The organism is Limnobacter humi (genome assembly GCF_024518835.1).
Taxonomy (GTDB): domain Bacteria; phylum Pseudomonadota; class Gammaproteobacteria; order Burkholderiales; family Burkholderiaceae_B; genus Limnobacter; species Limnobacter humi.
Genome location: NZ_JANIGO010000002.1, coordinates 324,966 through 349,886 on the forward strand (window position 1 = coordinate 324,966; position 24,921 = coordinate 349,886).

Genomic DNA, 24,921 nt, shown 5'->3' on the forward strand with positions numbered 1-24,921 from the left:
ACCCCACACCCCATGAACACCCTTTCACAGCACGCCGCCCCCGAAGACCCCGACCCGGTCAGCCCCAGCGCCGAGGTCACCATGAAATCGGGCAACGATGAAGTCATCATGAGCAGCCAAACCTTTGTGGCCTGGCTGCGCACAGTTGCCCCTTACATTCATGCCTTTCGAGGCAAAACATTCGTGGTGGCCGTGGATGGGGAGCTGGCATTTCAGGGGTACTTGAACTCGCTGGCGCAGGACTTGTCGTTGCTGCATGCCATGGGGATGCGGATTGTGCTGGTGTGTGGGTCTCGCCCGCAAGTGGAAGAACAACTGGCGCTGCGCAACATTCAACCCGTGTTTCACAAAGGCTGGCGGGTCACCGACAAAGCGGCCCTGGAGTGTGCCAAAGAAGCCGCCGGCGAATTACGACTGGACATTGAAGCGGCCTTTTCGCAGGGCCTGCCCAACACACCCATGGCACACTCGTCCATGCGGGTGGTGTCGGGCAATTTCATCACCGCACGGCCCATGGGTATTTTGGACGGCGTGGACCTCCAACACACCGGGCTGGTGCGCAAAATTGACGTCAATGCGGTCAACTTCAGCCTGAACAGCAATGCGATTGTAGTGCTCTCTACACTGGGCTTCTCCCCAACTGGCGAGGCCTTTAACCTAACCATGGAAGATGTGGCCACCACCGCAGCCCGCGCGCTGAAGGCGGACAAGCTGATTTTTGTCAGCAAAATTGAAGGGGTTTTTGACGGAGATGGCCAGTTGCTGGAAGAACTGGAACTGGACCGTGCGCGGGATTTGTTGATGAACGGCAAGCTGGACGAGCAAACCAAGGACTACCTGGAATGCTGCATCTTGGCCATCCAGGGCGGCGTCGACCGGGCCCACATCGTGCCGCTGTTTCTGGATGGTGGCGTTTTGCTGGAGCTGTTTTCGCACGACGGCGTGGGCACCATGGTGTCGGAAGAAAACTTGGAAAGCCTGCGCCACGCCACATTGGACGATGCAGGCGGTATTAAAACCCTGATTGAACCGCTGGAGATGGATGGCACCCTGGTGCGCCGCGGCCGTGACCGAATAGAACGGGATATCGACCATTTTGTGGTGTTGGAGCATGACGGGATTTTGTGGGGGTGCGCAGCGATGTACCCCTACCCCAACGAGGGCATGGCCGAACTGGCTTGCCTGGTGGTGCACCCGTCCTGGCAAGGCACAGGTGATGGCGAACGCCTGCTGAAGAAAATTGAGCATGATGCCCGCAAACAAGGCTTCAAGAAGCTGTTTGTGTTGACCACACAAACATCGCACTTTTTCATCAAACGCGGTTTTGCACCGGTGGACATCGACAAATTGCCTGTCGAGCGGCGACGCATGTATGACCGCAGCCGCAATTCCCAAGTGTTGATCAAGACATTGTGAGCGCTGCACTGTGAGCACATTCAAACCCAAAAACAATGGGCTGGATTTGCCCACCCACCTGCTTCACACGGACAATGCGGACACCACCGGTTACCAGGCTTTGGCCACACCGGTGTACCGGGGGTCGAGCATTTTTTTCAACAGCACGGCTGAACAGCGCCGCGAACATGACCCACTGGCGCTGAGTTACACCTACGGCATTCGCGACAACCCCACACAATTCACGTTGGCCAAAAAGCTGGCGGAGATTGAAGGAGCGAAGCATGCACTGGTGTGTCCCTCAGGGCTTTCCGCCATCACACTGGTGGCACAGGCTTGCCTGAAAACCGGCGACCACTGGTGCATTCCAGACAATGCATACGGCCCGGTGCATGCTTTGGCTCAATCACTGCGGCAAGACTATGGTGTTGAGTTTTCGGTGTATGAAAGCACGCAGATCGAGTCGTTGGTGGCTGCGGTGAAAGACCACACTCGCCTGATATGGACAGAGTCGCCCGGTTCTCTGACTTTTGAGGTGCCGGACTTGCGCGCCATCGTGGCGTTGGCTCACTCAAAGGGCATACCCACCGGCATCGACAACACTTGGTCGGCAGGCATTGCGCTCAAACCATTCGAGCTGGGCCTGGATTTCAGCATACAGGCGCTGACCAAATACCAATGTGGCCATGCCGATGTGCTATTGGGTGCTGTGCTGAGCAACAACAGCCCATTGTTTGCAGCGGTTGAGCGCAAAAACAGGCTGTATGGCTTGGGTGTATCACCGGAAGATTGCAGCCTGGTGCTGCGCGGCTTGTACACACTGCCGCTTCGATTTGAAGCACAGGCCCACACAGCGTTGGAACTGGCGCACTGGTTGAGCCAGCACCCGGCCATCAAAACAGTGCTGCACCCTGCGCTGCCCTCCTGCCCAGGACATGCCTGGTTCAAACGTGACTTTACCGGTGCTGCCAGTGTGTTTGCGGTGGCCTTGCATCAGCAATTCAGCGATGCCGATGCCTGCGCGGTAATTGACCGGTTGAAGCTATTCCGGATTGCCTATTCATGGGGTGGCCCAGAAAGCCTGGGCTTGGTGGTGAATATTACCGATTCCCGCCGGGCTCATTTGGTGAGCCTGCTGGGGGAATGCGGCCCCATGCTGCGTTTTGCAGTCGGGCTTGAAACATTCAAGGATTTGCGTGCAGACCTTGAACAGGCGCTGAGCGTGTTAAACCCAGGCGCCTGACACTGTTGTGCCCAAATGGCTTATACCTTTACACAGTCTACAAAGTATTCCACATCGCCATTGTCGTTTTCCACTTCAACCAGGCCGTGAATATCGGTTTCAAAGCCTGGAAACTGGGCATTGAACTCACGCGCAAACCGCAGGTAGTCCACAATCGTGGCATTGAAAATTTCGCCTGGAATCAACAACGGGATGCCCGGTGGGTAAGGCGTGAGCAAGGCAGAGGTGATGCGCCCTTCCAATTCATCAATGGCCACACGCTCAATTTCACGGTGGGCCACCTTGGCATAGGCTTCGGCAGGCACCATGGCAGGCTGCATATCGGACAAATACATTTCGGTGGTTAGACGAGCCACGTCCTTCTTGCGATACATGTCGTGAATTTTGTGACACAAGTCGCGCAAGCCCATGCGCTCATAACGCGGGTGCGCTTGACAAAACTCCGGAATGACGCGCCACAGCGGCTGGTTTTTGTCGTAGTCGTCCTTGAACTGCTGCAAAGCAGTCACCAGGGTGTTCCAACGCCCTTTGGTAATGCCAATGGTAAACATGATGAAGAACGAATACAGACCGGTTTTTTCAACAATCACACCATGCTCTGCCAGGTATTTGGTCACGATGGATGCCGGAATACCAGTGTCGGCGAACTGACCATTCACATCCAAACCTGGGTTCACAATGGTGGCCTTGATGGGGTCCAGCATGTTGAAACCATTGGCAAGTTTGCCAAAGCCATGCCAGGGATCCTCGGCATGAATCATCCAGTCGTCTTGCTCACTGGCGCCGTCTGCGCTGAGAACCTCGGGGCCCCACACAGTAAACCACCAGTCGTTGCCGAACTCCTCAGCCACTTTGCGCATCGCGCGGCGAAAATCCAGTGCTTCGACGATGCTTTCCTCGACCAACGCTGTACCGCCCGGGGGTTCCATCATGGCAGCAGCCACATCGCAACTGGCGATGATGGCGTATTGCGGACTGGTGGAGGTGTGCATGAGGTAAGCCTCGTTGAACACATGGCGATCGAGTTTTCGGTTCTCGGACTCTTGCACCAGAATTTGCGAGGCCTGCGACAAACCGGCCAGCAATTTGTGCGTGGACTGTGTGGAGAACACCAGCGCATCTTTGGTGCGCGGGCGATCACGGCCAATGGCGTGCATGTTCCTATACAGAGAGTGAAAGCTGGCGTGGGGCAACCAGGCCTCATCAAAATGCAGCGTGTCGATTTCGGAACCCAGGGTGTCCTTGATCATGTCGACGTTGTAGAGCACACCGTCATAGGTGCTCTGCGTGATGGTCAGGATGCGTGGTTTCTTGTTTTTGGCTTTGCTGGCAAAGGGATGGTTCTCAATTTTCTTGCGAATGCTCTCTGGATTGAACTCATCCAGCGGGATGGGGCCAATCAAGCCCAAGTGGTTCCGCGTGGGCGTGAGAAACACCGGGATGGCACCCGTCATCGTGATGGAGTGCAGAATGGACTTGTGACAATTTCGGTCGACCACAACAATGTCGCCTGGGGCCACGTTGGCATGCCATACCATTTTGTTGGATGTGGATGTTCCATTGGTCACGAAAAAACAATGGTCCGCGTTGAAAATGCGGGCTGCATTGCGTTCCGAGGCTGCCACAGGACCCGTGTGGTCCAACAGCTGACCCAACTCGTCAACCGCGTTGCAGACATCAGCCCGGAGCATGTTCTCACCGAAAAACTGGTGAAACATTTGCCCCACAGGGCTTTTCAGAAAAGCCACACCACCGGAGTGTCCTGGGCAGTGCCACGAATAAGAACCATCTTGCGCGTAGTGTACCAAAGCCCGGAAAAATGGAGGGGCCAATGAATCCAGATAACTTTTGGCTTCACGGATGATGTGGCGGGCTACGAACTCGGGTGTGTCCTCAAACATGTGAATGAAGCCATGCAATTCTTTCAGAATGGCATTGGGAATGTGCCGCGAAGTGCGGGTTTCACCATACAGATAAATCGGAATATCCGCGTTCTTGAAACGGATTTCCTCCACGAAACTCTTCAGGCTGGTCAGCGCCGTGTCCACTTCCTGTTTGCTGCCCAACCCGAACTCTTCATCATCAATGGACAGGATGAATGCGCTGGCCCGGCTTTGTTGCTGTGCGAACTGGCTTAAGTCGCCATAGCTGGTCACCCCAAGAACCTCGACACCCTCGGCCTCAATGGCATCGGCCAGTGCGCGAATACCCAATCCAGAGGCGTTTTCGGAGCGGAAATCTTCATCAATGATGACGATGGGAAAGCGGAATTTCATTCGGGTGGTCCTGTCTTCAACAAACGGTGGCCAAGGGCTTGGCACTCAGAAGCCTGCATTATCCATCACAGGGGGGGCTGATCCAAGAAAAACCCGCAATTCGATCCATTTGCAGCGCAAAAAACAGCCTTCGGGGCGCCGAACCATCCTCACAACGAGTGATGTCACGGGATTGTCAAAAAACCTTGGCTCAATCCGGGCAACGCCACGCAATCCAACCGGCATGTCCATCCAGTCCATTGGTTATCAACGGTTCCCGGCCAACCAGGATACCAGTCTTCACAGCTCAGCCCTGTCTTGGCGAGACGCTGTTCGACGTGTGGAAGTTGGCCTGAACGATCATGAGTCCTGTTATAAACGAATACACCGACTCCGAACCCAATCCCCCCAGGTTCGACATCGCCTGGACACACTCCTGATCTGCCCCACAGTCAAACCGTGCGGGTTTGTCCGGTTTCTGTGTTACGGCGCCAAATGGACTGAGGAAATGGGGGAGGTCTGTGCAGACATTTCAACCATTGTTGAGCGGCTGGTGAGGAAAACACTGTCCAACGGGCGCAACTCCGATTTGGCGGCCGTGATCGGATCTGGTATGGGACGGCTGGTCACCAGCCACATGAATGTGATGGGTTTATCGGTCAACAAATCTGCTGGGGCTGTGTTGTATGGCCTGTCCGCCTTGATGTCGATGTTGGCGCTGGCCTTGAGTTCCCGCTCGGGCAGCAACGACCCGACAGCCCTGACTCCCGATGCCTCAGCCCGCCAGCCACAGCCTGATCAGGGACTGGGCTGGTCAGCCCAACACCGGGTGTCGCGATACCTGGAAAACCAGAAGGAACACCTGCTGGACCGAGCAAGGAACTCCCGCCATCTAGTCCTGAAACGCTTGGCGAGTCGGGTGGAGTGGCAGATTAGCCGGCACAAACGGATTGAAGGCGATGCATTGCCCGCGGTTTGCCGTCAAAGCCATTGTGACTACATGTGGAACAACCTTCACCAGTACGGTGTATGTACCCGAGTTCTGATGGTTACTGGACACACCCTGTTCCAGATAACCAACCGGTTGTTCATATCTTGGGATAAATATGCTGCTCGCCTGTTGAACCAGACTGTGCTCAAACGTTTCACGGGTGAATTGCTGGGTCACCGACTCAGTTCGTGTTTGATGTACGCCGCATCGGCTGGGCTGTCCATCCCCGCCAGTCAACTGATCGTCGGCCTATCTACACTGGGTGCGGCGGTTTGTGCCGCCACTTTGGTGTGCTTTTTGATGGCCAAGTTGGCAGTTGCCCTGGGCGATTGGAAGGGCAACTTACAACCCACACCCAAACGGAGACCAGTTTTTCATGGGTCTTAGGCCTTGGGCAGCGTCACGCCATGCTGTCCCTGGTATTTCCCGCCACGGTCTTTGTAAGACACCTCACAGACCTCATCACTTTCAAAAAACAACACTTGTGCGCAACCTTCACCGGCGTAAATTTTGGCCGGCAGGGGTGTTGTGTTTGAAAATTCCAGCGTCACATACCCTTCCCACTCGGGCTCAAACGGGGTGACGTTGACGATAATGCCGCAGCGTGCATAGGTGCTTTTGCCCAAGCAAATGGTGAGCACATTCCGTGGAATTCGAAAGTATTCAACCGTGCGCGCCAATGCAAACGAGTTGGGCGGGATAATGCAAACATCACCTTTGAAATCAACAAAGCTTTTTTCGTCAAAATTTTTCGGGTCTACGATGGTGCTGTTGATGTTGGTGAAGATCTTGAATTCATCCGCACATCGAATGTCATAGCCGTAGCTTGAAGTGCCGTAGGAAACAATTTTTCGATCATCCAGATACCGAACCTGATGGGGCTCAAACGGCTCAATCATGCCGTGTTCCTGCGCCATTTGACGAATCCATTTGTCTGACTTGATGCTCATGCCTGCTCCTGCGCTGCTGTCGATTGGCCGCATGGTACCTGAGGATTTAGCTGGCTTGTTGCAGATTTTCCAGAATGTGCTCAACCTCGGCCTGAATGGTGGTGGTCAAGGAATCTACGAAGTGTTTCACCAATTCACCAAACTCGACAGGCGACACCTGGTCCAACGGCAATTGAATCAAAAACTCCAACATTTCCGTGTGCATGTTAATGCCCACCTGAAAATGGAAGTCCAGCACATGCACCATGTCGAATGACTCTGCCAGAAAATGCAAGCAGAGTTCTGCGGCATTGGGCATGTTCATGTTGTACAGGGGCACCCCCAGCACCACCCAACGCTGTTGGGCGGACTGTCCTGGGCGAAAGTAAACCTCCTGGCCCTTGCAACGCCCCAGAACCATGCCCTCCCCGTCAAACCACTCGAGCCCGGCGGCCCGCAGCGCTTGGTGAAGCAAATCAGCATCGTCCGGTAAAAAACCGTTGGGGAGCGGTGTTGGGCTGGCTGTCGAACCGCTGCTTGAGCTGGCCATTTGGGATTGTTTGAGTGCCGTCGACCTTGCGCTTGAATGAGATGGTTGCTGAAATGGAGTTCGCGGCGCTTGTTTCATGTCTAACCCTAAGCTCGGTAACATGAACTCTGTGGAACTTTTCAGACAAGGGGTTCCGATCCGGGTCCGTTGTGGCCTTGTAGCCGGTGCTGACCTCAGACATCCAACAGTTGAAACACCGCCTGCGACACGGCTTGAACCATGGTACTGGAGTCTGGCAAATGCCCCAGGTCCGCATGCAGGTGCAAGGTGGAATTGGGCAACATCTCCGACAGAAAAATGGCTCCACCAGGTGGACATATCCTGTCTTTCTGGCCTTGTATGATGGCCACAGGCCAGGCTGCTGTCGCGCAGATCTCCACATCACGAACCCATTGCTCTGTGGATATGAAGCAACCATGCATCAAAAAGTGGGCCTGTAGCCGATATTTGCGCAACAACGCGTCTTGCTGATCTGGTGTCAAATCGGGCAGGTGGATGGCGGTTGATGGTCGAGCCCATTGAAGCAGACCCATTTCAAGGGCATTCCAAACCCGCACCGCCAGCACTTGCTCGGCAGTGGAACCCGACAACACCGACTCAAACACAGAGCGCCCCCGGGCACCTGGCCGGAAAGCACGCTTGAACAAGGCTGGATCCTGTTGTTCCAATTCACCGATAAATGCATCAACCCTGGGCACCCAGGGAATGAACGGCGCACGAAGAACCAGCCCAGCCACCCGCTGCGGAGCATGGGCCGCCAAAGCCAACGCCAGGGTAGCTCCCCAGGAACCCCCCAGGATGTGGAAGCGGTCAATGCACAGGTGATCGGCCAACTGCAGCGCATCATCAATAAACCGCTGTGTGTCGATGGCAGAAAAATCGATGTCTTCGCTCAGCCCACTGTTGCGCTGATCAAACCCAAACCAGGGGAGACCCAATTGGCGCAGCGGAGCCACGTGGGCAGCAGACAGGCGGCCACCAGGCCCTCCGTGCAAAACCATCCAGGGTGTGGCCGATCGATGTGGGGAGGCAGGATCCGATGGCTCGCACCACACGGCAAGATTGCCACCCAAATCCAGGATGAACGACGGCTCTTTCCACAACCCGATTCGACCTGGCCCGGAGTAGGCTTGGTTGAATCGGGACAATGGAATACCGTCTGGCATGGTCAATCAGGTGTTTTGCACGACGATCGATGGAAATTTCAAGGACATGTCCTTGGATTGCTCGGCAATACGAACAGCCACCTTTCGCGCAATCTCCTTATAAGACTTGGCGAGATCGCCATCCGGGTCTGCAATCACAGTGGGTTTGCCCGAATCGGCTTGTTCGCGAATTCGAATATCCAGTGGCAGTCCGCCCAGGTAATGCAGCTTGTAGTCGGCAGCCATTTTCTGCCCGCCCCCTTGACCGAAGATGTGCTCTTGGTGACCGCAGTTTGAACACACATGAATGGCCATGTTTTCAACGATACCCAAAATGGGGACACCCACTTTTTCAAACATTTTTAGACCCTTGCGCGCATCCAGCAAGGCGATGTCTTGAGGGGTGGTCACAATAACCGCACCGGTGACAGGCACCTTTTGTGACAAGGTCAGTTGAATATCGCCTGTGCCTGGGGGCATGTCCACGATCAAGTAATCCAGGTCACGCCAGTTGGTTTGCTTGAGCAGTTGCTCCAGCGCGCTGGTGACCATCGGGCCCCGCCAAACCATGGGTGTGTCCTCATCGATCAAGAAGCCAATCGACATGGCCTGAATATTGTGGCCTTCCATGGGGTCGATGATCTGGCCGTCTTCCGATTGCGGTCTGCCGGTGATACCCAGCATCGTGGGCTGGGATGGACCATATATGTCAGCATCCAGCATACCAACCCGCGCGCCCTCTGCAGACAGTGCCAAAGCCAGATTAACTGCGGTGGTGCTTTTTCCAACACCGCCCTTGCCCGAAGCCACGGCGATGATGTTTTTCACATTGGGCATGGGTTTTAAACCGCGCTGCACAGCATGGGTTTGAATCTTGATGGATCCACTGACACTGACGTTCTCAACGCCAGCCACGGTGCGCACAGCAGCAATGGCTTGCTTGCGAAGGCCATCCAACTGACTTTTACCGGGATAACTCAATTCCAGGTCGAAGGTTACATCGCCACCGTCGACTTGGATGTTCTTGATTTGTTTCGCAGACACCAAATCCTTGCCCAGATTGGGATCCATGACACTGCGCAGCGCTTCACGCACCGTGTCTACACTGACTGACATACACATTCTCCTCGAGCGACGTCGATAGTTAACTGTTATAAGCCAAGAGTCTATCGGTTTTTCCGGTTGTCCGGATGGCAGGGCCTCGAAACAAAGGCGGTGTGGGAGATGAGATAAACCCTAACTGTCGCGAATGAACGGCCAAGTGAGAGCATCCTCCACTTTTTGCGCACGGGTATTGATAGCATGTCGATCGATGTCAATACACACCGGAGACAACACATGAAAACCTACGTTTGTATCGTTTGTGGCCTGACCTATTCGGAAGCGGCTGGCATGCCTTCCGAAGGCATCGCGCCCGGAACAGTTTGGGAAGACGTGCCCGCAGATTGGCTGTGTCCGGACTGCGGTGTGGCCAAATCGGATTTCGAAATGGTTGAGGTGTAAGCCGCTCGGTTTAATCACCGGTGACCGCATCAACACCAGCCTCGACGACAGCCCCAGTGACGCGGATACCGGTAGACACGACGGCCCCGGTGACGGAAATTGCCGCACCAGCGGTGGCCGAGGCCACAGCGCAACCCTGCAGACCCTGTAATACCAGCAGCAAACCGGCGCAATACAGAATACCTTTGTTCATTTTTTCTCCAGTTGGCTACGTGTGGGTAAATGGTGTGGATCACCATTTTGCATAGTGATCTTCACACCAGCCCGTGAATGACTGGGCATGAAATGTTTGGCCCAAGCCAGGAACTGAGAGCGTACCGGAAAATTCGCCATGGCATTGATTGAAACGGCTGGCCAATAGGCCCAAATTCCGGTGATCGTCGATTTGACCTGTTGGTTTGAAATACAAATCAACCTGCCCACACTGAGAATAAACGCGCCAAGGCGCCATCACGTTGTCACGGTCATAGTCAAACAGGGTCAACGGCAAATCATGCCGGCGCCCATTGACCCAGACCACATTTTCATGGGCACTGGTCTCATTGACACCACGTGCCAAATTCACCGATAGCCGGGTTCGTGTGCGGTGATCCATTCCAGTTGCGCAAGCCCAGTTCCAAAAGGTTTCACGCCGAAGGAAACCCGCTGTCCAGTCGTGATAACACCCAGTGTGTTCCGGCAACTCGAGGGTCGTTCCGCCACACTGGATATACCCCTGAACAGGGCATCCGCTGGTTTTTTGAGCGTATGCAAAACCGGTGTTGCCAATCGGGGTATTCATCGACAGCGCCTCGTCATCATTGCAGCGCAATTCAACCTCACCGTTCAAGTAAGACCCCAGGCGGAATTCCAGTCGACGGAGGTTTGCTTGGCGATGTGACGTGATGTGATGATTTGACCGCCAAGGATGGCGCCAGCGGGTCGTGCCCAAAGGCCTGTAATCCACCGTCAAACCTGCATCCATGGGCAAATCAAACTGGACACGCTCGCGCAGCACGCCATCTTGAGCCCAATAGGCAAATGCGGAATTGACCAGTCCCAGGCGAACCAAGCCAACACCCAATGTGAAATTTGGAGCGGTGAGGCCGTAGAAATCAAAATGCTTCATCAACCAAGGCTTAACCCACACGCTGCGCGGATGCCCCAAAGCAGTCCTGGCGTCGTAATCACGCCAATTGATGTCGCTGGGCAAGGCGTCAAAGCGCCCCCACTGGGGCTGCCCGTTGGGCTGAATCAGATTCATCAATGAAAAAGGGGCAGACCCTGGTCTGCCCCTGACGTCAGAAATTTGAGTTTACACCGGCAGGCTGCTGGTCACCGGGTCCAAAGCCGATGGATCCAGCATGCTGGCCACCGACGACAATGGCGTGCCAGCCGCCGCACCCATCAACGGGTCCAACACCATGTCCAGCGGCGTGCCCGTGGTTCCACCAGCGCTACCGCCAGCATCACCACCAGCGCCACCACCGGCGGCATCGGCCAAGGGGCCCAGCACCATGTCCAGCGGTGTGCCTGTGGGGCCATCCGTGGTGCCACCACCACCTGCTCCACCACCGGCGGCATCGGCCAAGGGGCCTAGCACCATGTCCAGTGGTGTGCCTGTGGGGCCATCCGTGGTGCCACCACCACCACCGCCACCGCTTGCGCCAGCAGAAATTGCATCGCTCAAGGGACCAGTCACAGCAGCCAAGGGTGTTCCTTCTGCTGCGCCAAAAATTGGATCCAAGGCGGCATCCAGGGGCGTACCAGTGGTTCCAGCGGGTGGATCGCCACCGTTCTCGCTGGGGTTACCCGTACCGCCCGATGAAGCCGATGTCGGCCCGGTGCCTTCATCGCTGCCCGATGACAACAGGCCGATGCCCACAGCACCAGCGCCCACCGCAGCGGCCGTTCCATCCAGGGACATACCCGCCAGCAAACCGCCATCGAACAACCCAAGCAAACCGCCACCAGAACCTTCACCGGTTGCTTCGACCCCTTGCATGACCACCTGGTCCGCAAACTCGGGGTCCAGATTGGCGATGGTTACACCATCTTGAGACAGGGCCTCGAACACATAGGCCACTTTGTCCCCTTTCATCGTGGTGTCCACAATCACACTACCTGAGGGCGCAACCATCAGTTTGCCCATGGGTTGACCGTATTGGTCTGCCAGTGTGATGGCCGTGCGACCGTCTTGTCCTGCCGTGATTAGATCACCCGCTGAAATGGACTCGCCGGACTTCAACGCCACGGTTTCACCATTCCGCATCACCGTCACGGTGCCTTCAACCTCACCGACGGTGCCAATAATCTGTGCTGCCATGCTGCCTCCAATTGTTATGATTGTGATCGATGACCACGTTGTTATTGATACTGGCGAGAAACATCAATGGATTCAGCCAGATCAGGTCAGAATGAAGATCAAAATCCCCAGAATACTGCCCCACACCGCCCCAATTAGCGGCATCATCCACTCGTAGCGAGAAAATACTGGCCTTAAGGCGCGCTCAAATTCCAGCGGTGGCAAAGCGGCCAACCGCTCAACAATCACCTCTTCAATCCGCAGGGCATCGTTCAGATAGACCCGGGCCGCCATCAGGTGGGATTCCAGCTTGCTGGCAAACACTTGGGAAGCATCCCGTTTAATGGCCACCCATTGCTCCGCACCCAGCAGGGTAACCAGCAAGGGCTTAATTCCGGCGGACTCCAAGTCCATCGCCTTTTGCACGTGGTGCTCAATCAGGGTGGAGAGATTGACCGAATTTGGCCCCCGGCACAAAGCCAACACAATGTTCTCGGTGGTGAGCACCTCGCGAGCGGCTGTTTGGGCGAACATTTCTGCGATGTGCCGCTGATCCTTGAAGAAAAACCCGGTGAAACGCCCCAGACGCACGCGGCCGTGTTCCGGGTGGAAAAAGAGACTCTCCAGTGCGAGCGCATTGGCAATGCCACCGAGCAGCAATCCCGCCACCGCGGACACATACCATTGGATGTTGAGCTGATTCAACGCCACCAAGCCCAGACCGACCACCAGGCCAGCGAACAATGCAAACCGGAGAATGTATGCCATGGGGTCCCGACCAGCACTCTTGAACAAATCCACCACCAAAAAGGGCTTGGTGTTGATCACATCCAAAACCAGGGTTTTCAGGCTAAGGTAATACGCGGGCTTTTTCTGAAGATCCAGAATGATTTGTTTGGCGGAGGTGGGCACAATGCCTCGGATACGCAGAATGATGGAATTCTGGATGAAGCTGGGCAGGCTTTCCCACAGCGTGGGTTTGTGCCGAAGCATCACTTCCCGACAGGCCAGGTCAGCGGTTTCTTGCATGGGGGGGGTCAGTCGATCCGACAAACCCTGCGCCGGAATGCGGCGGATCATTTCGTCCAGCGGTAGAAGCTTGTGAGTCATCAGACGCACTGCGATTTCAGCCATGATGTTTTTCTGGTGAGGAACCAGGCCTTGCCAGCCCAACCCCTCCAGCCCCAGTTGATGCAAGCCCAACTTTCGAAACAAGGGAATCCGTATGCCCTTGAACTCCTGCGGATTGAACATTAACCAAAAGGCGGCCGCCTGAAACCCCCAGGCCAGCAACAACCCACCCACACCGGCCGACAAAAACACTGCCCACACTGGCAAGCCCAGATGCGAAAAGGAAAATTCCAAAACGAAGCCCCGATTTGATGATAAAAATTATTGATCTAGATTCGCTGACACTTGGCCGGAAAATTGACCGTTATACTTCCGCCATGGTGCAACGGTTTTTCAAGATTTATTACATGACCGAGCAGCGCGCACCAATATATTTAATACTCTATCAATAAAAATTAAAAACTCTTAGGGGACGCCTTCAATGAACTGGGCTAACATTTGGGCTGATATTCAGGCCAATTACCTGATCTACGGTTCCATTCCCATTGTCGCTGCCATATTGGGATACATCACCAAGATTGCCGCGGTCAAAATGATGTTCTATCCGATGAAGTTTGTCGGCATTCCACCCTTTTTCGGGTGGCAAGGCATTGTGCCCCGCAACGCCTTGCGCATGGCTTCGATCGCTGTGGACACCATCACCACCAAACTGGTGTCAGTTCGTGAAGTGGTTTCCAAACTGGATTCAGAACGCCTGGGCAAAGAGCTGGAAGGGCCAGCCATGGAGGTGATTGAGAGCATCATTCGTGAGGTCATGTCCCGCCACCAACCCCGCCTGTGGGAAAGCCTGCCCAACTTTGCCCAACGAAAACTGATTGACCGCGTTAAAAAAGACGTGCCTGGGGTTATTACCAGCGTCATGGAAGACATCAAGAAAAACATTGATGAAATCATGGATCTGAAGGCCCTGGTGATTCGAATCCTGATGAAAGACAAACACCTGCTGAACCGGATTTTTCAGGAGGTTGGACGCGACGAATTCAAATTCTTTGGCGTATCCGGGCTTTATTTCGGTTTCATGATCGGCTTGGTACAGATGTCACTGTGGATTTTTTTGAAGGAGCCCTGGATTCTGCCCACCTTTGGCTTCCTCGTGGGCTTCATTTCCGACTGGGTCGCGCTGAATATTCTGTTCGAGCCGAAAAAACCCATTCCATTTGGTTCATACACCATTCAGGGTTTGTTCCTAAAGCGACAACAAAAAGTGGCCGCAGACTACGCCAAAATCATCGCCAACGACATCCTTACCCCACAGACCATCATCGGTGAAATGGTGGCTGGCCCCTTGTCGGAACGGGTACAAAAAATGGTGGATGAACGGGTTCGTGAAATGGTCGACAGCAAAGCCAGCATTGTGAAGCCTTTTGTGGTGATGGCAGTTGGGGCTGAAACTTTCCAGAGAATGAAGCAAGACACCGCCGAGCTGTTAATGGAACGTCTGGAGGATGTGATCATGCATGCCGAAAGCTATGTTCAAACATCGCTTGATATTGAAAATGTGGTGGGCAAGAAAATGCAGGCCATGACCCCGCTGGAATTCGAGGGGTTGCTGCGCCCGGTTTTCAAGCAAGAGGAATGGATTTTGATTATCGTGGGTGCAGTGCTGGGTTTCCTGGTCGGGGAAGGCCAACTGATGGCCATGATGCATTTCGGGGTGCTCTAAGGTCCAGTATTACCCCCAGAAACCAACAAAAACGCCAACCGTTTCCGGTTGGCGTTTTTGCATGTCAGGCCAATCGCAGAGCGCTTATTTCTCAACAAAAGCCCGTTCGAACACATAGTCACCCGGCTCACCGATTCCTGGTGAAACCACAAACCCTTTTGCATCCAGAATCGCGCGAATATCAGCCAACATGCTTGGGCTGCCACAGATCATCGCACGGTCGGTTTCAGGATTCAGCGGTGGCAATCCGATGTCTTTGCAAAGCTCGCCATTTTCCATCAGCGTGGTAATGCGTCCAATGTTCTTAAACTCCTCCCGAGTTACCGTGGGGTAGTAAATCAGCTTCTTGCGAACGTCTTCGCCCAAAAATTCGTTGTTGGGCAATTCTTCGGTGATGTACTCACCATAGGCCAATTCGCTCACATATCGGACGCCATGCACAAGCACCACCTTTTCAAAGCGCTCGTAAACATCGGGATCTTTAATCAGGGCCATGAACGGTGCCAGGCCTGTGCCTGTACCAAACATGAACAGATTCTTGCCAGGCTTCAGGTCATCAATCACCAGCGTACCCGTGGGCTTTTTGCTGACCAACACCGGGTCACCCACTTTCAGGTGCTGCAGGCGTGAGGTGAGCTTTCCATCGGGCACCTTAATGCTGAAAAACTCCAGGTGTTCCTCGTAATTTGCACTGGCAATGCTATAAGCCCGAAGCAGTGGCTTGCCCTCCACTTCCAGACCAATCATGACGAAGTGTCCGTTGTGGAACCGCAGACCCGGGCTGCGCGTGGTTTTGAAACTGAAAAGCGTGTCATTCCAGTGATGGACTTCCGTCACGTGTTCTTGAATCAGATTGGACATGGCAGGTGTGTGAATGCGCGTTGGCGCAGCAAAGTTTGCATTGGCGCCCATGATAGCGCAGCGCTGCAAAAAACGGTCTAAGTCATTCTATTTTTTAGTTATTTGCTTATTTGGAGTTCGCCCTCTAGAAGCTTGTCCCATCCAATGCACCCAAGCGGGTTATAAAGTCAAATCAATCACCTACACACAATAAAAAAACCATGGCAGAGACAAGTACGATTCAACATCCGGTTAACACGCGGCAGGTGGTTCACTCCGGTGACGTTGATTTGGCGGTTACCGCCCACGGCGACCCTCAAAACCCAACCATTATTCTGGTGCATGGCTATCCGGACAATAGCAGTGTGTGGAACCCCGTTATCAACTACCTGCACCACCATTTTCATGTGGTGACCTATGACGTGCGGGGCTGCGGTGAATCGAGCGCACCTGGCTGGATGTGGGACTACACCCTCACCAAGTTGTCTGAAGACCTTCAAGCCGTGATGCGGGCCGTGTGCCCAACACAGCCTGTTCACCTTGTTGCGCATGACTGGGGATCCATACAAACCTGGGAAAGCGTCACCGACCATCGACTCAAAGCACGTATCGCCAGCTACACCAGCATCTCTGGTCCGTGCCTGGACCACATTGGACAATGGTTTCGGCAAGGCTTGAGCCTGAGCAACCGCAAAGCATTGGGAGAAGTGCTTGGACAAGCGGTTCACTCTTGGTATGTGGCCGCTTTCCAGCTGCCATTGCTGGCACCGTCGGCCTGGAAACTGGGGCTGGACAAAGCCTGGCCTGGCATCTTGAAACGGATGGAAGGCCAAGACGTTGAGACCAATGGCTCTCAGCGCAAGGATGGTATCAATGGCATCAACCTGTATCGGGCCAATATGGTGCCCCGGTTGAGCAATCCGCGCATTCGTCAAACCGCAGTCCCAGTCCAACTCCTGGTGCCGACCAAAGACAAATTTGTTACCCCTCCCATGGTTGAATCCTGCTACCCCTACGTCAGCAATTTGTGGCGGCGGGATGTTGAAGCCCACCACTGGGTGATCCAGACGCATGCGGAATGGGTGGCCAATTGTGTGGCTGAGTTTGTGGAATTTGCCGATACAGGGCGGGAAACACCCAGTCTGGCCAAAACTCGGGTTGAACTCTAAAGCCCAATAAAAGAAGGGGCAGAACGAAGTCATTCAAATCATTTGAATGACTTCTTCAAGCTTTTGATTCGGTCGGAACACCGCTTGCTTTTACACTGGGGGCCTGTTTAAACCTGAATCTCCGGAGCAGCCATGAAAAAATCGATGTTTCCCGCCCAGTTTTTCCCACTATCCTTGGCTTTCCTGTCTCTGGCTGGTGCAGCCCATGCGGCCGATTACACGATTGACCCCAGCCACACGTACCCGGCATTTGAGGCTGACCACATGGGCGGCGTATCAAAATGGCGCGGCAAAATCAACAAGTCTGAAGGAACAGTCAGTTACGATGCGGCCGCAAAAACAGGCAAGGTGGACGTCACCATGCAGATGGCCACCATCGATTTCGGTTTCCCGAAAATGAATGAGCATGCCATTGGCCCCGATATTTTTGACACGGCCAAATACCCAACCGCACGATTTGTCAGTGATCGGTTTGTATTCGACGGCAACAAACTGGTGTCCATACCCGGCCAGCTCACCCTCAAAGGTGTGACAAAGCCGGTAACCCTGAAGGTCAATGAATTTTTGTGCAAGCCACATCCGTTTGCCAAGCGCGAGGTGTGTGGCGCTGATGCAGAGACAGTGATTAACCGTGGGGATTTTGGTGTGGACTATGGCCTGGCCATGGGTTTCAAGCCCGAGGTTAAGTTGTTGATTTCCGTTGAAGCGATCAAAAACCCCTGATCAACACCCGAGGTAACACCTACAGCCCCAGTGCAAGGCTTACGTGGTATGTGATGAATGACGCCACGTAAGCCAAGATGAACAGGTAACCGGCTGCAGCCATCGGCATGGCCCAGCCACCTGTTTCACGTCGAATGGTCGCCAAGGTGCTCAGGCACATGGGTGCAAACACATACCAGGCCAACAAAGAAAAAGCGGTGGCAAGGCTCCAGCCTTGAGAGATGAGCGGCATTAAAGCCTGGGCCGTGTCTTCGGCAGTGGAAGACAGCGCGTACACCGTGCCCAGCGAACTCACAGCCACCTCACGGGCGGCCAAACCCGGAACCAGCGCAATGCTAATCTGCCAGTTAAACCCGATGGGATGAAACACCACTGCCAGCGCCTTGCCAAGCATGCCAGCCATGCTGTATTCAATGGGCGCGCCGGTTGCGCCGACCGGTGGAGCCGGAAAGCTGGCCAAAAACCACAACAGAATGGTCAGCCCCAAAATAATGCCCCCCACCCGTCGCAGAAAGATAAGAACCCGCTGCCAAAGCCCAAGACCCACGTTCCACAAGCGCGGCCAGTGGTAGCTGGGCAACTCCATCATGAGCGAGCGAACCTGGCCCCGGGTGGTGAACTGCTTCAAGACCCAAGCCACCAGCATGGCACTTAGAATACCCGCGAGATAAAGCACGAACAACACCACCCCCTGCAGCTCCACCCCACCCCACAAGGTTCGGGCAGGCACGAATGCGCCGATCAGGAGTGCATAAACCGGTAGCCGTGCAGAACAGGTCATGAGCGGAGCGATCAGGATGGTCACCAACCGGTCACGCGGGTTGTTGATGGTGCGCGCAGCCATAATGCCGGGAATGGCACAGGCAAAGCTGGACAGCAAGGGGATAAAGGAACGACCTGACAAGCCCACCCCGCCCATGATGCGGTCCAGCAAAAATGCGGCCCTGGGCAGGTAGCCTGATTCTTCCAGAATCAGAATGAAGAAAAACAAAATCAGGATTTGGGGCAAAAACACAAACACCCCACCCACACCGGCAATCACACCGTCGACCAGAAGACTTTTGAACCAGCCATCGGGCATCCATCCACCCACCCACATGCCCAGTTGGGTTGCGGTGGCATCGATGAAGTCCATGGGTGCTTTGGCCCAACTGAATACAGCCTGGAAAATCAGGAACAAAATGATCGCCAGCAAAGCTGGACCAAGAACAGGATGCAACACCACACGGTCAATCCGGTCGCTGGTGTGTTGGGGCATCAAGCCATCCAGGTTCAGGCGTTCCAGAATACCCTTAACGGCCTCATGATCGCCCCGGGCATCCAGCTCTGGATTGTGCACCAGACTGGTCGGTTCACCCACCAGGGATTCGACGCCGCTTTTCCAGAGGTTCTGCTGGTCGAGCAGCGTGCGCAACGCCTGCGCACCATCACCAGCAATGGCCACGGTTTTCACCACGGGCAACCCAAGTTCGCGGGACAGTCCATCCAAATCGATTTTCAGCCCCTGCTTCTCGGCCAGGTCAACCATATTCAGTGCAACCACACACGGGATACCGAGCCGTTTGACCGCCAGTACCAAACGAAGGTTGCGGCGCAGATGGGTTGCATCGACCACGCACACCACCAGGTCGGGCCGCTTTTCACCCTGCGCACGCCCGTACAGCACGTTGACGGTTACAGCCTCGTCAGGCGAGCGAGGGTGCAGGCTGTAGGCACCGGGCAGGTCGAGCACACGCAATGGCTTGCCCTGGCTGGTCAGCATCTTGCCTTCTTTGCGTTCCACCGTCACGCCGGCATAGTTCGCCACCTTTTGATGACTGCCAGTCAGCCGGTTAAACAGTGCTGTTTTGCCGCAATTGGGGTTGCCCACCAGGGCCACCAAGGGACCACCCTTGAAAAAATGCACCACCTGCTGGTTCATGCTGCGGCCTTGAAGGCTCCATCGGTGGCGTCGGCCACGGCAATGCAGGCAGCTTCGGCGCGGCGAAGTGCAAAGGTGGAGTCGCCCACACGAACCACCAATGGGTCGGCGCCAGGCATGCCACGTGTTAACACCATGACTGTCTCACCGGGAATAAAACCGATTTCATACAACCAGGCTGCCCATTCTGGGCTGTGTTGGGGCGGATGAACGCCCACCACCACCTTGGGCGTGTTCAGGTCAATGTCCTGAAGGCTTTGAAGGCCAGAAGCCTGTTGAATGGTGGGATGAACCGCTTGAAGCATGACGATGTGGGTGCCGGTTGAAACTCAAACAATTCAAATGAGAATTGTTTTTATTATAAACACAGCACCAACGATTCGCCAACGGGAATTTGGCAACACCCAGCCTTATTTTGGAGGCTCAGCGTTTTCAGCCGCCAGTTCCTCCAGCACAGCCTTGGCCTGCCGCATGCTGTCCATGGCGGCGGGAAAACCGCAGTACACGCTGGCGTGAATAATCAGTTCACGCAATTGCTCGGGCGTGACGCCGTTGTTGAGCGCGCCGCGCATGTGAAGTTTCAGCTCATTGGGCCGGTTCAGTGCCATCAGCATGGAGACTGTGGCAATACTCCGCAGCTTGGGTTCCAGGCCATCACGTGTCCAGACTGTGCCCCAAGCATGGGCAGTGACCAAATCCTGTAAGGGTGCTGCAAAATCGTTGGGGTTTGACACTGCGTTGGACACGTAGGCTTGACCCAACGTGCGGGTCCGCATGGCTTTCCCCGCCTCGTAATTCACTGGCTTGTCAGCGGCCATATTTTTCACCGATTTTTTCAATAAACCGATCCACAATACCTTCAAACATGGTTTTGATGAAGCCAGGCGTGGCCGCTTTCAACAGCATGGGTACTTTGATGTCGCGAAGCTGACCGTTGATCTGGATTTCCACCGCCACTTCGCCGCCTTTGTCATGAAACTCAAAGCAACCTGACAACGTGGCATTGCCCACGCCTTCCTTGCCCTTGAAATTCAATTTGCCGTTGGCCTTGTCAACTTCATAGGTGGCTGCATAGTGCACCGCGTGGGAAACCCCCATGGCGCCAATCGGTTTGAGTTTCCACTCATAGGCGTTGGGAGCCAATTTGGTCAGGCTCTCCAACTTCGGGAAAATGGAAATCAGCGGTTCAATCGCCTCCAAGTCAGCCATGAGTTGCTTGTAGTCGACCTTGATCGTGGCGGTTTTGTCCAAAACGAGCTTGCTGTCCATGTGCGTGAATCTCCTCGAGGTTGTTGGGGGTGCGCATGCCGTACAGTACACTGGCGTGCGGAAACGTCAATTCAATTAATTATACTCATGAGTAACATCCCTGTAGACCCCTTGGCCCGAATTCAATTCCTGAACAAGCAATTGGAAAACGAGGCCTTCGATACCACCTCAGCACTGATTACCGCATTCCGCAGTGAAAAAGCGTTGCTGGCGGAATTGCCAGCCGTGTTCGAAGGTGCGCTAGAAAGCATTCTGGAACGCCTGGAGAGCGTGGCCCTGTTTTCGGGTGAAAGCTGCTCTTTCAGCCAAAGCGACCTGTTGGCGGCGCTCAGTATTTGGCTGGAAAAAGCGCGTTCCTACCTTGAAAAGCAACTGGGGATTCAGCACTGAACACGCATCAGGCGTGTTGGGGGCCTGCCTAGGCGTCCTGCGTCCCATGCTGCTCAGCACGCAGGTTGATCAAACGGGAGAGCAATGCATCCAGTTTGTCAAACTGCACTGGCTTGACCAGGTGCTCCTGCATCCCGCAAGCCATGGAGGCCTGAACGGTGGTCTGGTCAGACAAACCGGACAACGCACACACAAAGCTGTGTGCACTGGCGCTACTGGCATCGGCACGCAACTGTTTTGTGGCTTCATGGCCATCCATCTCGGGCATGTCAATGTCCATGAGCACCAGGTCAAACCGCATGTCGTGGGCCAGTTTCAAAGCCTCAGCACCACTTTCGGCCTGCACCACACGGTGCCCGCGCTTGCTCAGGTAGCGGTTCAGCAATTTCAGGTTCATGGGGTGGTCGTCGACAATCAATATGTCCATCACACCCCTGGCCTCTTCGTCGGGCGCTGAAACGGCGGCAGGCTGCTCACGCTGGGCCACTGGAAGGTTCAAACTCACCGTGAAGACCGATCCAACACCAGGTTCGGAAGTGACTTCGATTCGCCCCCCCATCAGGTCCACCAAGCCTTTGGAAATCGCCAAACCCAGGCCGGTACCACCAAACTGGCGATTGATGCCTCGATTGGCCTGCGTAAACCGGTTAAACAATTTGCGCAAGCTGGCCTGCGAAATGCCAATGCCACTGTCAGAGATTTCGATGAAGGCGTCCACACGGCCGTGAACTGGGGCGGAGGTCAACAATCGGATGCGAACAAAACCCTGTTCAGTGAATTTCAGTGCATTGGACACCAGGTTTTGTATGACCTGACGAAGCCGGTTGGCATCGCCCCTCACCCACAATGAACCATGTGGTTCATGGCTGTAAGCAAAATCAAGGCAGCGTTGCAAAGCCAGTGGCCGGTTCAGGTCGGCCACCTGCCGCACCAACGCATCCAGGTCGAATGCAAACGCCTCAAGGCGAATGCCGTTGGCCTGGATACGGGAGTAATCGAGAATGTCCGTCAGGATCAGGTTCAAGCTGTTGGCGGCAGAGGAAATATTGTGTGCATCGGCCTTCTGGTGCGGGTCACTGGCATTGTCTTCCAGAAGCCGCGCGAACCCAACGATGGCATTGAGTGGCGTGCGCAACTCATGGCTCATGGTGGCCAGAAATTCTGATTTGGCTTGGTCAGCGGCTTCAGCCTCTTCACGGGCTTGAACCAGCGCAGTGACATCCATCCAGACCAACATCAGGTGAATACCCCCATGAACCACGCGGCGCAGTGCGGTCACCTGGAGATACATGGGGGGCTCGCCCGCCCGACGGTTCAAGGCCAGAACGAGCGACTCCCGCTGCGGAAATGCCACTTTGCTGACAATCAACTGGCTTAGCGGGTCACGATATTTGGCCTGTACAGGCTTGAGCAGCTCAGACCAGTCTGCCCGCACATCGTCGCGCTGGACTGGTAAAAACCGCTGGATGGACTCATCAACAAATTCCACCTGGGGTTGACCCACCGCTGGAACGGACAGCACCATCACAAAACCATTGATGCCCTGTTGAATGCCTTGAATGCGCTCTGTACTTTGCCGAAACGCCGATGTCAACAAAGCATTCTCCCGATCGGCCGACTCAACCCGGTCAATCAGAATGTCGATGATTTGCCCGGCATGCGGACATGTGTCGGGTTGAAACAAATGGACTGCTGCAGGGTTACCCCACAGCTTGGACACCAGCCACACACGCGCCAGCCAGCCGCCTGTAATACCCGCAAGGGCTGCAGTAACCGACAGCAGCAACACTTGCCCCAGCCACGCCAGTTGGCTGATTTGACTCCAGAACACCAAGGCACTGAGCAGCGAAAACACGAACAGCGATAGCGAGACTGGGCGTGCCAGCCACAACGACCGCGTCTGCCGGAACAGCGCCCCAAAAAAGCTGGAACTGTCGGGAATATTGTTGTCAGTTGAAGAATGCAACGGTGTAACGGTCCACAAATCAATGTTCAAGTGGAATCGGCAAATTGCCGGGCCTGAAGTTGATACCCCTGGGTTTGGCAATTGGATGAATACAACAACCCATAAAAAGTACTGTACACAGTTACAGTGTTTATTGTACAGTTGTTTTCAGAGTGATACCAATTGAGCGAATAGGGGAACGACATGAGTGTAAAGCGCTTTGTGGGGTTTTGGTTTGTTTGGGTGTTGGCCTGCGCCTGGGTGATTGAACCCACCTTGATCAACCCATTGTTTTCGGTCCAGGAACCCAGCATTGCGCTGGCGTGGAACTCGGTAAACAGCGACCTGGGGCATGCCGGTTTTTTGACAGAATCCCTTCATCCAGTAGAATCGATGGACTATTTCAGAACCATCTGCATGCTCTACCTTGGGCTGCCATTGATGGCATATCTGGCAACACAATGGAAGGCGCTGTAAAACGAAGCAGCGAAATGGGGGGATATGAAGTTGGGTCTTAAAACCGTGGCTGTGCTGTATTCAGCCACACTGCTGTCCGCTTGCGCTTCATCCAACCCCTACTACGACGCCAGCAAGCCACACCATCGGCCCGACGGTTTCGTCAACAGCGACGGAACGCGCATTGCCAAATCCATGGATGACGTGCTTCGCTGGTATCGAGAACGGTTTGGCAAAACACTGCCGCCCCCGCCTGGACAATACCGATCGTCATACGCAGACTTCAAAGTCCATCCATTCTCAAAAACGGACTGGGAATCGGCGGGCCGCCTGTCGGCGACTTGGCTGGGCCATGCGACAGTGCTGCTAAAAATCAACGACTTCACCGTGCTCACCGATCCGCATTTTTCGCCCAGGGCGTTTCCCATTCAATGGGCAGGTCCGGCCAAACGCAAAATAGAGAGCCCGATTACAGTAGAACAATTGCCCCCGATTCGAGTGGTGGTGATCAGCCACAACCATTACGACCATTTGGACAAGAACACCATCGTGCAATTGGCCAGACTGCAGCCTGACACGGTGTTCATGGTTCCTTTGGGTGTTGAACGGACACTGGCCGATTGGGGCATTGAAAACACAGTGGCGCTGGATTGGTGGGACAGCGCCGAAGTTGACGGTGTGCCGATTACCCTGGTGCCTGCACACCATTGGTCAACCCGCACCTGGAGCGACCGGAATGAGACGCTGTGGGGTGGCTGGGTGGTCCAGCACCCTGCCCTGCGCTTTTATTTTTCTGGTGACACTGGTTACAGCAAAGACTTTGCTGAAATCGGCAAGCGCCTGGGGCCATTTGACTTTAGCGCCATTGCCGTCGGCGCCTATGAACCCCGCTGGTTCATGAAAGAACAGCACATCAACCCTGAAGAGGCCGTGAAGGTACACCGAGAGGTGAAATCTTCCCGCTCCTTGGGTGTTCATTGGGGAACGTTTGAACTCACCGACGAAGCATTAGACCAACCGTTGGGTGATGTAGACCAAGCGGCCCGGCGCGCGGGCTTGAAAGAAGGTGAATTTGTCATGCTGGAGCATGGACAGACCCTGCGCCTGGACAAACCCTAA

25 protein-coding genes are annotated in these 24,921 nt (G+C 54.8%); 10 read left to right on the top strand and 15 right to left on the bottom strand.

Annotation, left to right across the window (positions count from 1 at the left end):
* Positions 1–12: 12 nt before the first annotated feature.
* Positions 13–1,416 carry an amino-acid N-acetyltransferase gene (gene argA, locus NQT62_RS06555; RefSeq protein WP_256763850.1) on the top strand — a complete coding sequence of 468 codons (1,404 nt, stop codon included), beginning with the start codon at positions 13–15 and terminating at the stop codon, positions 1,414–1,416.
* A 10-nt stretch (positions 1,417–1,426) separates the two neighbouring features.
* Positions 1,427–2,638, top strand: a complete 1,212-nt coding sequence (locus NQT62_RS06560) for a PLP-dependent transferase (RefSeq protein WP_256763851.1) — start codon at positions 1,427–1,429, stop codon at positions 2,636–2,638.
* Between the two features lie 20 nt (positions 2,639–2,658).
* On the opposite strand, the gene NQT62_RS06565 is transcribed toward NQT62_RS06560, so the two are convergent.
* A complete protein-coding gene (locus tag NQT62_RS06565) occupies positions 2,659–4,914 on the bottom strand; it encodes an arginine/lysine/ornithine decarboxylase (protein WP_256763852.1) in 2,256 nt (751 codons plus the stop codon).
* A gap of 487 nt (positions 4,915–5,401) precedes the next feature.
* On the opposite strand from NQT62_RS06565, the gene NQT62_RS06570 reads away from it, so the two are divergent.
* Positions 5,402–6,271: a hypothetical protein gene (locus NQT62_RS06570; protein ID WP_256763853.1), complete on the top strand. Its 870-nt coding sequence runs from the start codon at positions 5,402–5,404 to the stop codon at positions 6,269–6,271.
* Here NQT62_RS06570 and dcd read toward each other — a convergent pair.
* The 4 genes from dcd to apbC form a co-directional block, all read right to left on the bottom strand.
* Positions 6,268–6,834 carry a dCTP deaminase gene (dcd, locus tag NQT62_RS06575; protein WP_256763854.1) on the bottom strand — a complete coding sequence of 189 codons (567 nt, stop codon included), beginning with the start codon at positions 6,832–6,834 and terminating at the stop codon, positions 6,268–6,270. The two genes, NQT62_RS06570 and dcd, sit on opposite strands and share 4 nt — an antisense overlap.
* A gap of 46 nt (positions 6,835–6,880) precedes the next feature.
* The gene (locus NQT62_RS06580) at positions 6,881–7,363 is read right to left on the bottom strand and encodes a hypothetical protein (RefSeq protein WP_256763855.1); all 483 of its coding nucleotides are present in this window, start codon (positions 7,361–7,363) and stop codon (positions 6,881–6,883) included.
* Between the two features lie 173 nt (positions 7,364–7,536).
* Positions 7,537–8,529 carry an alpha/beta fold hydrolase gene (locus tag NQT62_RS06585; RefSeq protein WP_256763856.1) on the bottom strand — a complete coding sequence of 331 codons (993 nt, stop codon included), beginning with the start codon at positions 8,527–8,529 and terminating at the stop codon, positions 7,537–7,539.
* A gap of 6 nt (positions 8,530–8,535) precedes the next feature.
* Positions 8,536–9,624, bottom strand: coding sequence for an iron-sulfur cluster carrier protein ApbC (gene apbC, locus NQT62_RS06590; RefSeq protein WP_256763857.1), 1,089 nt, complete (start codon positions 9,622–9,624; stop codon positions 8,536–8,538).
* Between the two features lie 222 nt (positions 9,625–9,846).
* Here apbC and NQT62_RS06595 point away from each other — a divergent pair, with 222 nt between their 5' ends.
* Positions 9,847–10,011: a rubredoxin gene (locus NQT62_RS06595; protein WP_256763858.1), complete on the top strand. Its 165-nt coding sequence runs from the start codon at positions 9,847–9,849 to the stop codon at positions 10,009–10,011.
* 10 nt (positions 10,012–10,021) lie between these two features.
* Here the strand turns inward: NQT62_RS06595 and NQT62_RS06600 are convergent, their stop codons facing one another.
* From NQT62_RS06600 to NQT62_RS06615, 4 genes are all read right to left on the bottom strand, one after another.
* On the bottom strand, positions 10,022–10,204 hold the full coding sequence (locus NQT62_RS06600; protein WP_256763859.1) for a hypothetical protein: 183 nt from the start codon (positions 10,202–10,204) through the stop codon (positions 10,022–10,024).
* 39 nt (positions 10,205–10,243) lie between these two features.
* Entirely contained in the window at positions 10,244–11,254 is a 1,011-nt protein-coding gene (locus NQT62_RS06605; protein ID WP_256763860.1) for a DUF2804 domain-containing protein, read from the bottom strand.
* A gap of 51 nt (positions 11,255–11,305) precedes the next feature.
* Positions 11,306–12,316: a FecR family protein gene (locus NQT62_RS06610; protein WP_256763861.1), complete on the bottom strand. Its 1,011-nt coding sequence runs from the start codon at positions 12,314–12,316 to the stop codon at positions 11,306–11,308.
* Between the two features lie 81 nt (positions 12,317–12,397).
* Positions 12,398–13,660 (bottom strand): DUF445 domain-containing protein, encoded by a 1,263-nt coding sequence (locus NQT62_RS06615; protein WP_256763863.1) that lies wholly within the window; start codon positions 13,658–13,660, stop codon positions 12,398–12,400.
* Between the two features lie 187 nt (positions 13,661–13,847).
* Between NQT62_RS06615 and NQT62_RS06620 the strand changes: the two genes are divergently transcribed.
* Complete coding sequence (locus tag NQT62_RS06620) at positions 13,848–15,089, top strand: DUF445 domain-containing protein (protein ID WP_256763864.1); 1,242 nt, start codon at positions 13,848–13,850, stop codon at positions 15,087–15,089.
* Between the two features lie 84 nt (positions 15,090–15,173).
* Here NQT62_RS06620 and NQT62_RS06625 read toward each other — a convergent pair whose 3' ends face one another.
* A complete protein-coding gene (locus tag NQT62_RS06625; protein WP_256764422.1) occupies positions 15,174–15,950 on the bottom strand; it encodes a ferredoxin--NADP reductase in 777 nt (258 codons plus the stop codon).
* 200 nt (positions 15,951–16,150) lie between these two features.
* Here NQT62_RS06625 and NQT62_RS06630 point away from each other — a divergent pair, with 200 nt between their 5' ends.
* Both NQT62_RS06630 and NQT62_RS06635 read left to right on the top strand, forming a co-directional pair.
* Complete coding sequence (locus NQT62_RS06630) at positions 16,151–17,098, top strand: alpha/beta fold hydrolase (protein ID WP_256763865.1); 948 nt, start codon at positions 16,151–16,153, stop codon at positions 17,096–17,098.
* Between the two features lie 132 nt (positions 17,099–17,230).
* Entirely contained in the window at positions 17,231–17,821 is a 591-nt protein-coding gene (locus tag NQT62_RS06635) for a YceI family protein (protein ID WP_256763866.1), read from the top strand.
* 19 nt (positions 17,822–17,840) lie between these two features.
* Here NQT62_RS06635 and feoB read toward each other — a convergent pair whose 3' ends face one another.
* The 4 genes from feoB to NQT62_RS06655 form a co-directional block, all read right to left on the bottom strand.
* Positions 17,841–19,742, bottom strand: coding sequence for a ferrous iron transporter B (gene feoB / locus NQT62_RS06640; RefSeq protein WP_256763868.1), 1,902 nt, complete (start codon positions 19,740–19,742; stop codon positions 17,841–17,843).
* Positions 19,739–20,047, bottom strand: a complete 309-nt coding sequence (locus NQT62_RS06645; protein ID WP_256763869.1) for a FeoA family protein — start codon at positions 20,045–20,047, stop codon at positions 19,739–19,741. Before NQT62_RS06645 ends, feoB begins: the two co-directional genes overlap by 4 nt.
* Positions 20,048–20,152: 105 nt before the next feature.
* A complete protein-coding gene (locus NQT62_RS06650; RefSeq protein WP_256763870.1) occupies positions 20,153–20,560 on the bottom strand; it encodes a carboxymuconolactone decarboxylase family protein in 408 nt (135 codons plus the stop codon).
* Positions 20,550–21,011 (bottom strand): SRPBCC domain-containing protein, encoded by a 462-nt coding sequence (locus NQT62_RS06655; RefSeq protein ID WP_256763871.1) that lies wholly within the window; start codon positions 21,009–21,011, stop codon positions 20,550–20,552. Before NQT62_RS06655 ends, NQT62_RS06650 begins: the two co-directional genes overlap by 11 nt.
* An 87-nt stretch (positions 21,012–21,098) precedes the next feature.
* On the opposite strand from NQT62_RS06655, the gene NQT62_RS06660 reads away from it, so the two are divergent.
* Positions 21,099–21,401 carry a hypothetical protein gene (locus NQT62_RS06660; protein ID WP_256763873.1) on the top strand — a complete coding sequence of 101 codons (303 nt, stop codon included), beginning with the start codon at positions 21,099–21,101 and terminating at the stop codon, positions 21,399–21,401.
* Between the two features lie 28 nt (positions 21,402–21,429).
* On the opposite strand, the gene NQT62_RS06665 is transcribed toward NQT62_RS06660, so the two are convergent.
* A complete protein-coding gene (locus NQT62_RS06665; protein WP_256763874.1) occupies positions 21,430–23,397 on the bottom strand; it encodes an ATP-binding protein in 1,968 nt (655 codons plus the stop codon).
* Positions 23,398–23,550: 153 nt separating this feature from the next.
* Between NQT62_RS06665 and NQT62_RS06670 the strand changes: the two genes are divergently transcribed.
* Together NQT62_RS06670 and NQT62_RS06675 are read left to right on the top strand one after the other, a co-directional pair.
* Positions 23,551–23,823, top strand: coding sequence for a hypothetical protein (locus NQT62_RS06670; RefSeq protein WP_256763875.1), 273 nt, complete (start codon positions 23,551–23,553; stop codon positions 23,821–23,823).
* A 24-nt stretch (positions 23,824–23,847) separates the two neighbouring features.
* Positions 23,848–24,921, top strand: a complete 1,074-nt coding sequence (locus tag NQT62_RS06675) for an MBL fold metallo-hydrolase (protein WP_256763876.1) — start codon at positions 23,848–23,850, stop codon at positions 24,919–24,921.

Coding starts and splice junctions, on each gene's coding strand:
- argA (WP_256763850.1), top strand. CDS start 13: ATGAACACCCTTTCACAGCACGCCGCCCCCGAAGACCCCGACCCGGTC.
- NQT62_RS06565 (WP_256763852.1), bottom strand. CDS start 4,914: ATGAAATTCCGCTTTCCCATCGTCATCATTGATGAAGATTTCCGCTCC.
- NQT62_RS06570 (WP_256763853.1), top strand. CDS start 5,402: ATGGGGGAGGTCTGTGCAGACATTTCAACCATTGTTGAGCGGCTGGTG.
- dcd (WP_256763854.1), bottom strand. CDS start 6,834: ATGAGCATCAAGTCAGACAAATGGATTCGTCAAATGGCGCAGGAACAC.
- NQT62_RS06580 (WP_256763855.1), bottom strand. CDS start 7,363: ATGGCCAGCTCAAGCAGCGGTTCGACAGCCAGCCCAACACCGCTCCCC.
- NQT62_RS06585 (WP_256763856.1), bottom strand. CDS start 8,529: ATGCCAGACGGTATTCCATTGTCCCGATTCAACCAAGCCTACTCCGGG.
- apbC (WP_256763857.1), bottom strand. CDS start 9,624: ATGTCAGTCAGTGTAGACACGGTGCGTGAAGCGCTGCGCAGTGTCATG.
- NQT62_RS06595 (WP_256763858.1), top strand. CDS start 9,847: ATGAAAACCTACGTTTGTATCGTTTGTGGCCTGACCTATTCGGAAGCG.
- NQT62_RS06600 (WP_256763859.1), bottom strand. CDS start 10,204: ATGAACAAAGGTATTCTGTATTGCGCCGGTTTGCTGCTGGTATTACAG.
- NQT62_RS06605 (WP_256763860.1), bottom strand. CDS start 11,254: ATGAATCTGATTCAGCCCAACGGGCAGCCCCAGTGGGGGCGCTTTGAC.
- NQT62_RS06610 (WP_256763861.1), bottom strand. CDS start 12,316: ATGGCAGCACAGATTATTGGCACCGTCGGTGAGGTTGAAGGCACCGTG.
- NQT62_RS06620 (WP_256763864.1), top strand. CDS start 13,848: ATGAACTGGGCTAACATTTGGGCTGATATTCAGGCCAATTACCTGATC.
- NQT62_RS06625 (WP_256764422.1), bottom strand. CDS start 15,950: ATGTCCAATCTGATTCAAGAACACGTGACGGAAGTCCATCACTGGAAT.
- NQT62_RS06630 (WP_256763865.1), top strand. CDS start 16,151: ATGGCAGAGACAAGTACGATTCAACATCCGGTTAACACGCGGCAGGTG.
- NQT62_RS06635 (WP_256763866.1), top strand. CDS start 17,231: ATGAAAAAATCGATGTTTCCCGCCCAGTTTTTCCCACTATCCTTGGCT.
- feoB (WP_256763868.1), bottom strand. CDS start 19,742: ATGAACCAGCAGGTGGTGCATTTTTTCAAGGGTGGTCCCTTGGTGGCC.
- NQT62_RS06645 (WP_256763869.1), bottom strand. CDS start 20,047: ATGCTTCAAGCGGTTCATCCCACCATTCAACAGGCTTCTGGCCTTCAA.
- NQT62_RS06650 (WP_256763870.1), bottom strand. CDS start 20,560: ATGGCCGCTGACAAGCCAGTGAATTACGAGGCGGGGAAAGCCATGCGG.
- NQT62_RS06655 (WP_256763871.1), bottom strand. CDS start 21,011: ATGGACAGCAAGCTCGTTTTGGACAAAACCGCCACGATCAAGGTCGAC.
- NQT62_RS06660 (WP_256763873.1), top strand. CDS start 21,099: ATGAGTAACATCCCTGTAGACCCCTTGGCCCGAATTCAATTCCTGAAC.
- NQT62_RS06670 (WP_256763875.1), top strand. CDS start 23,551: ATGAGTGTAAAGCGCTTTGTGGGGTTTTGGTTTGTTTGGGTGTTGGCC.
- NQT62_RS06675 (WP_256763876.1), top strand. CDS start 23,848: ATGAAGTTGGGTCTTAAAACCGTGGCTGTGCTGTATTCAGCCACACTG.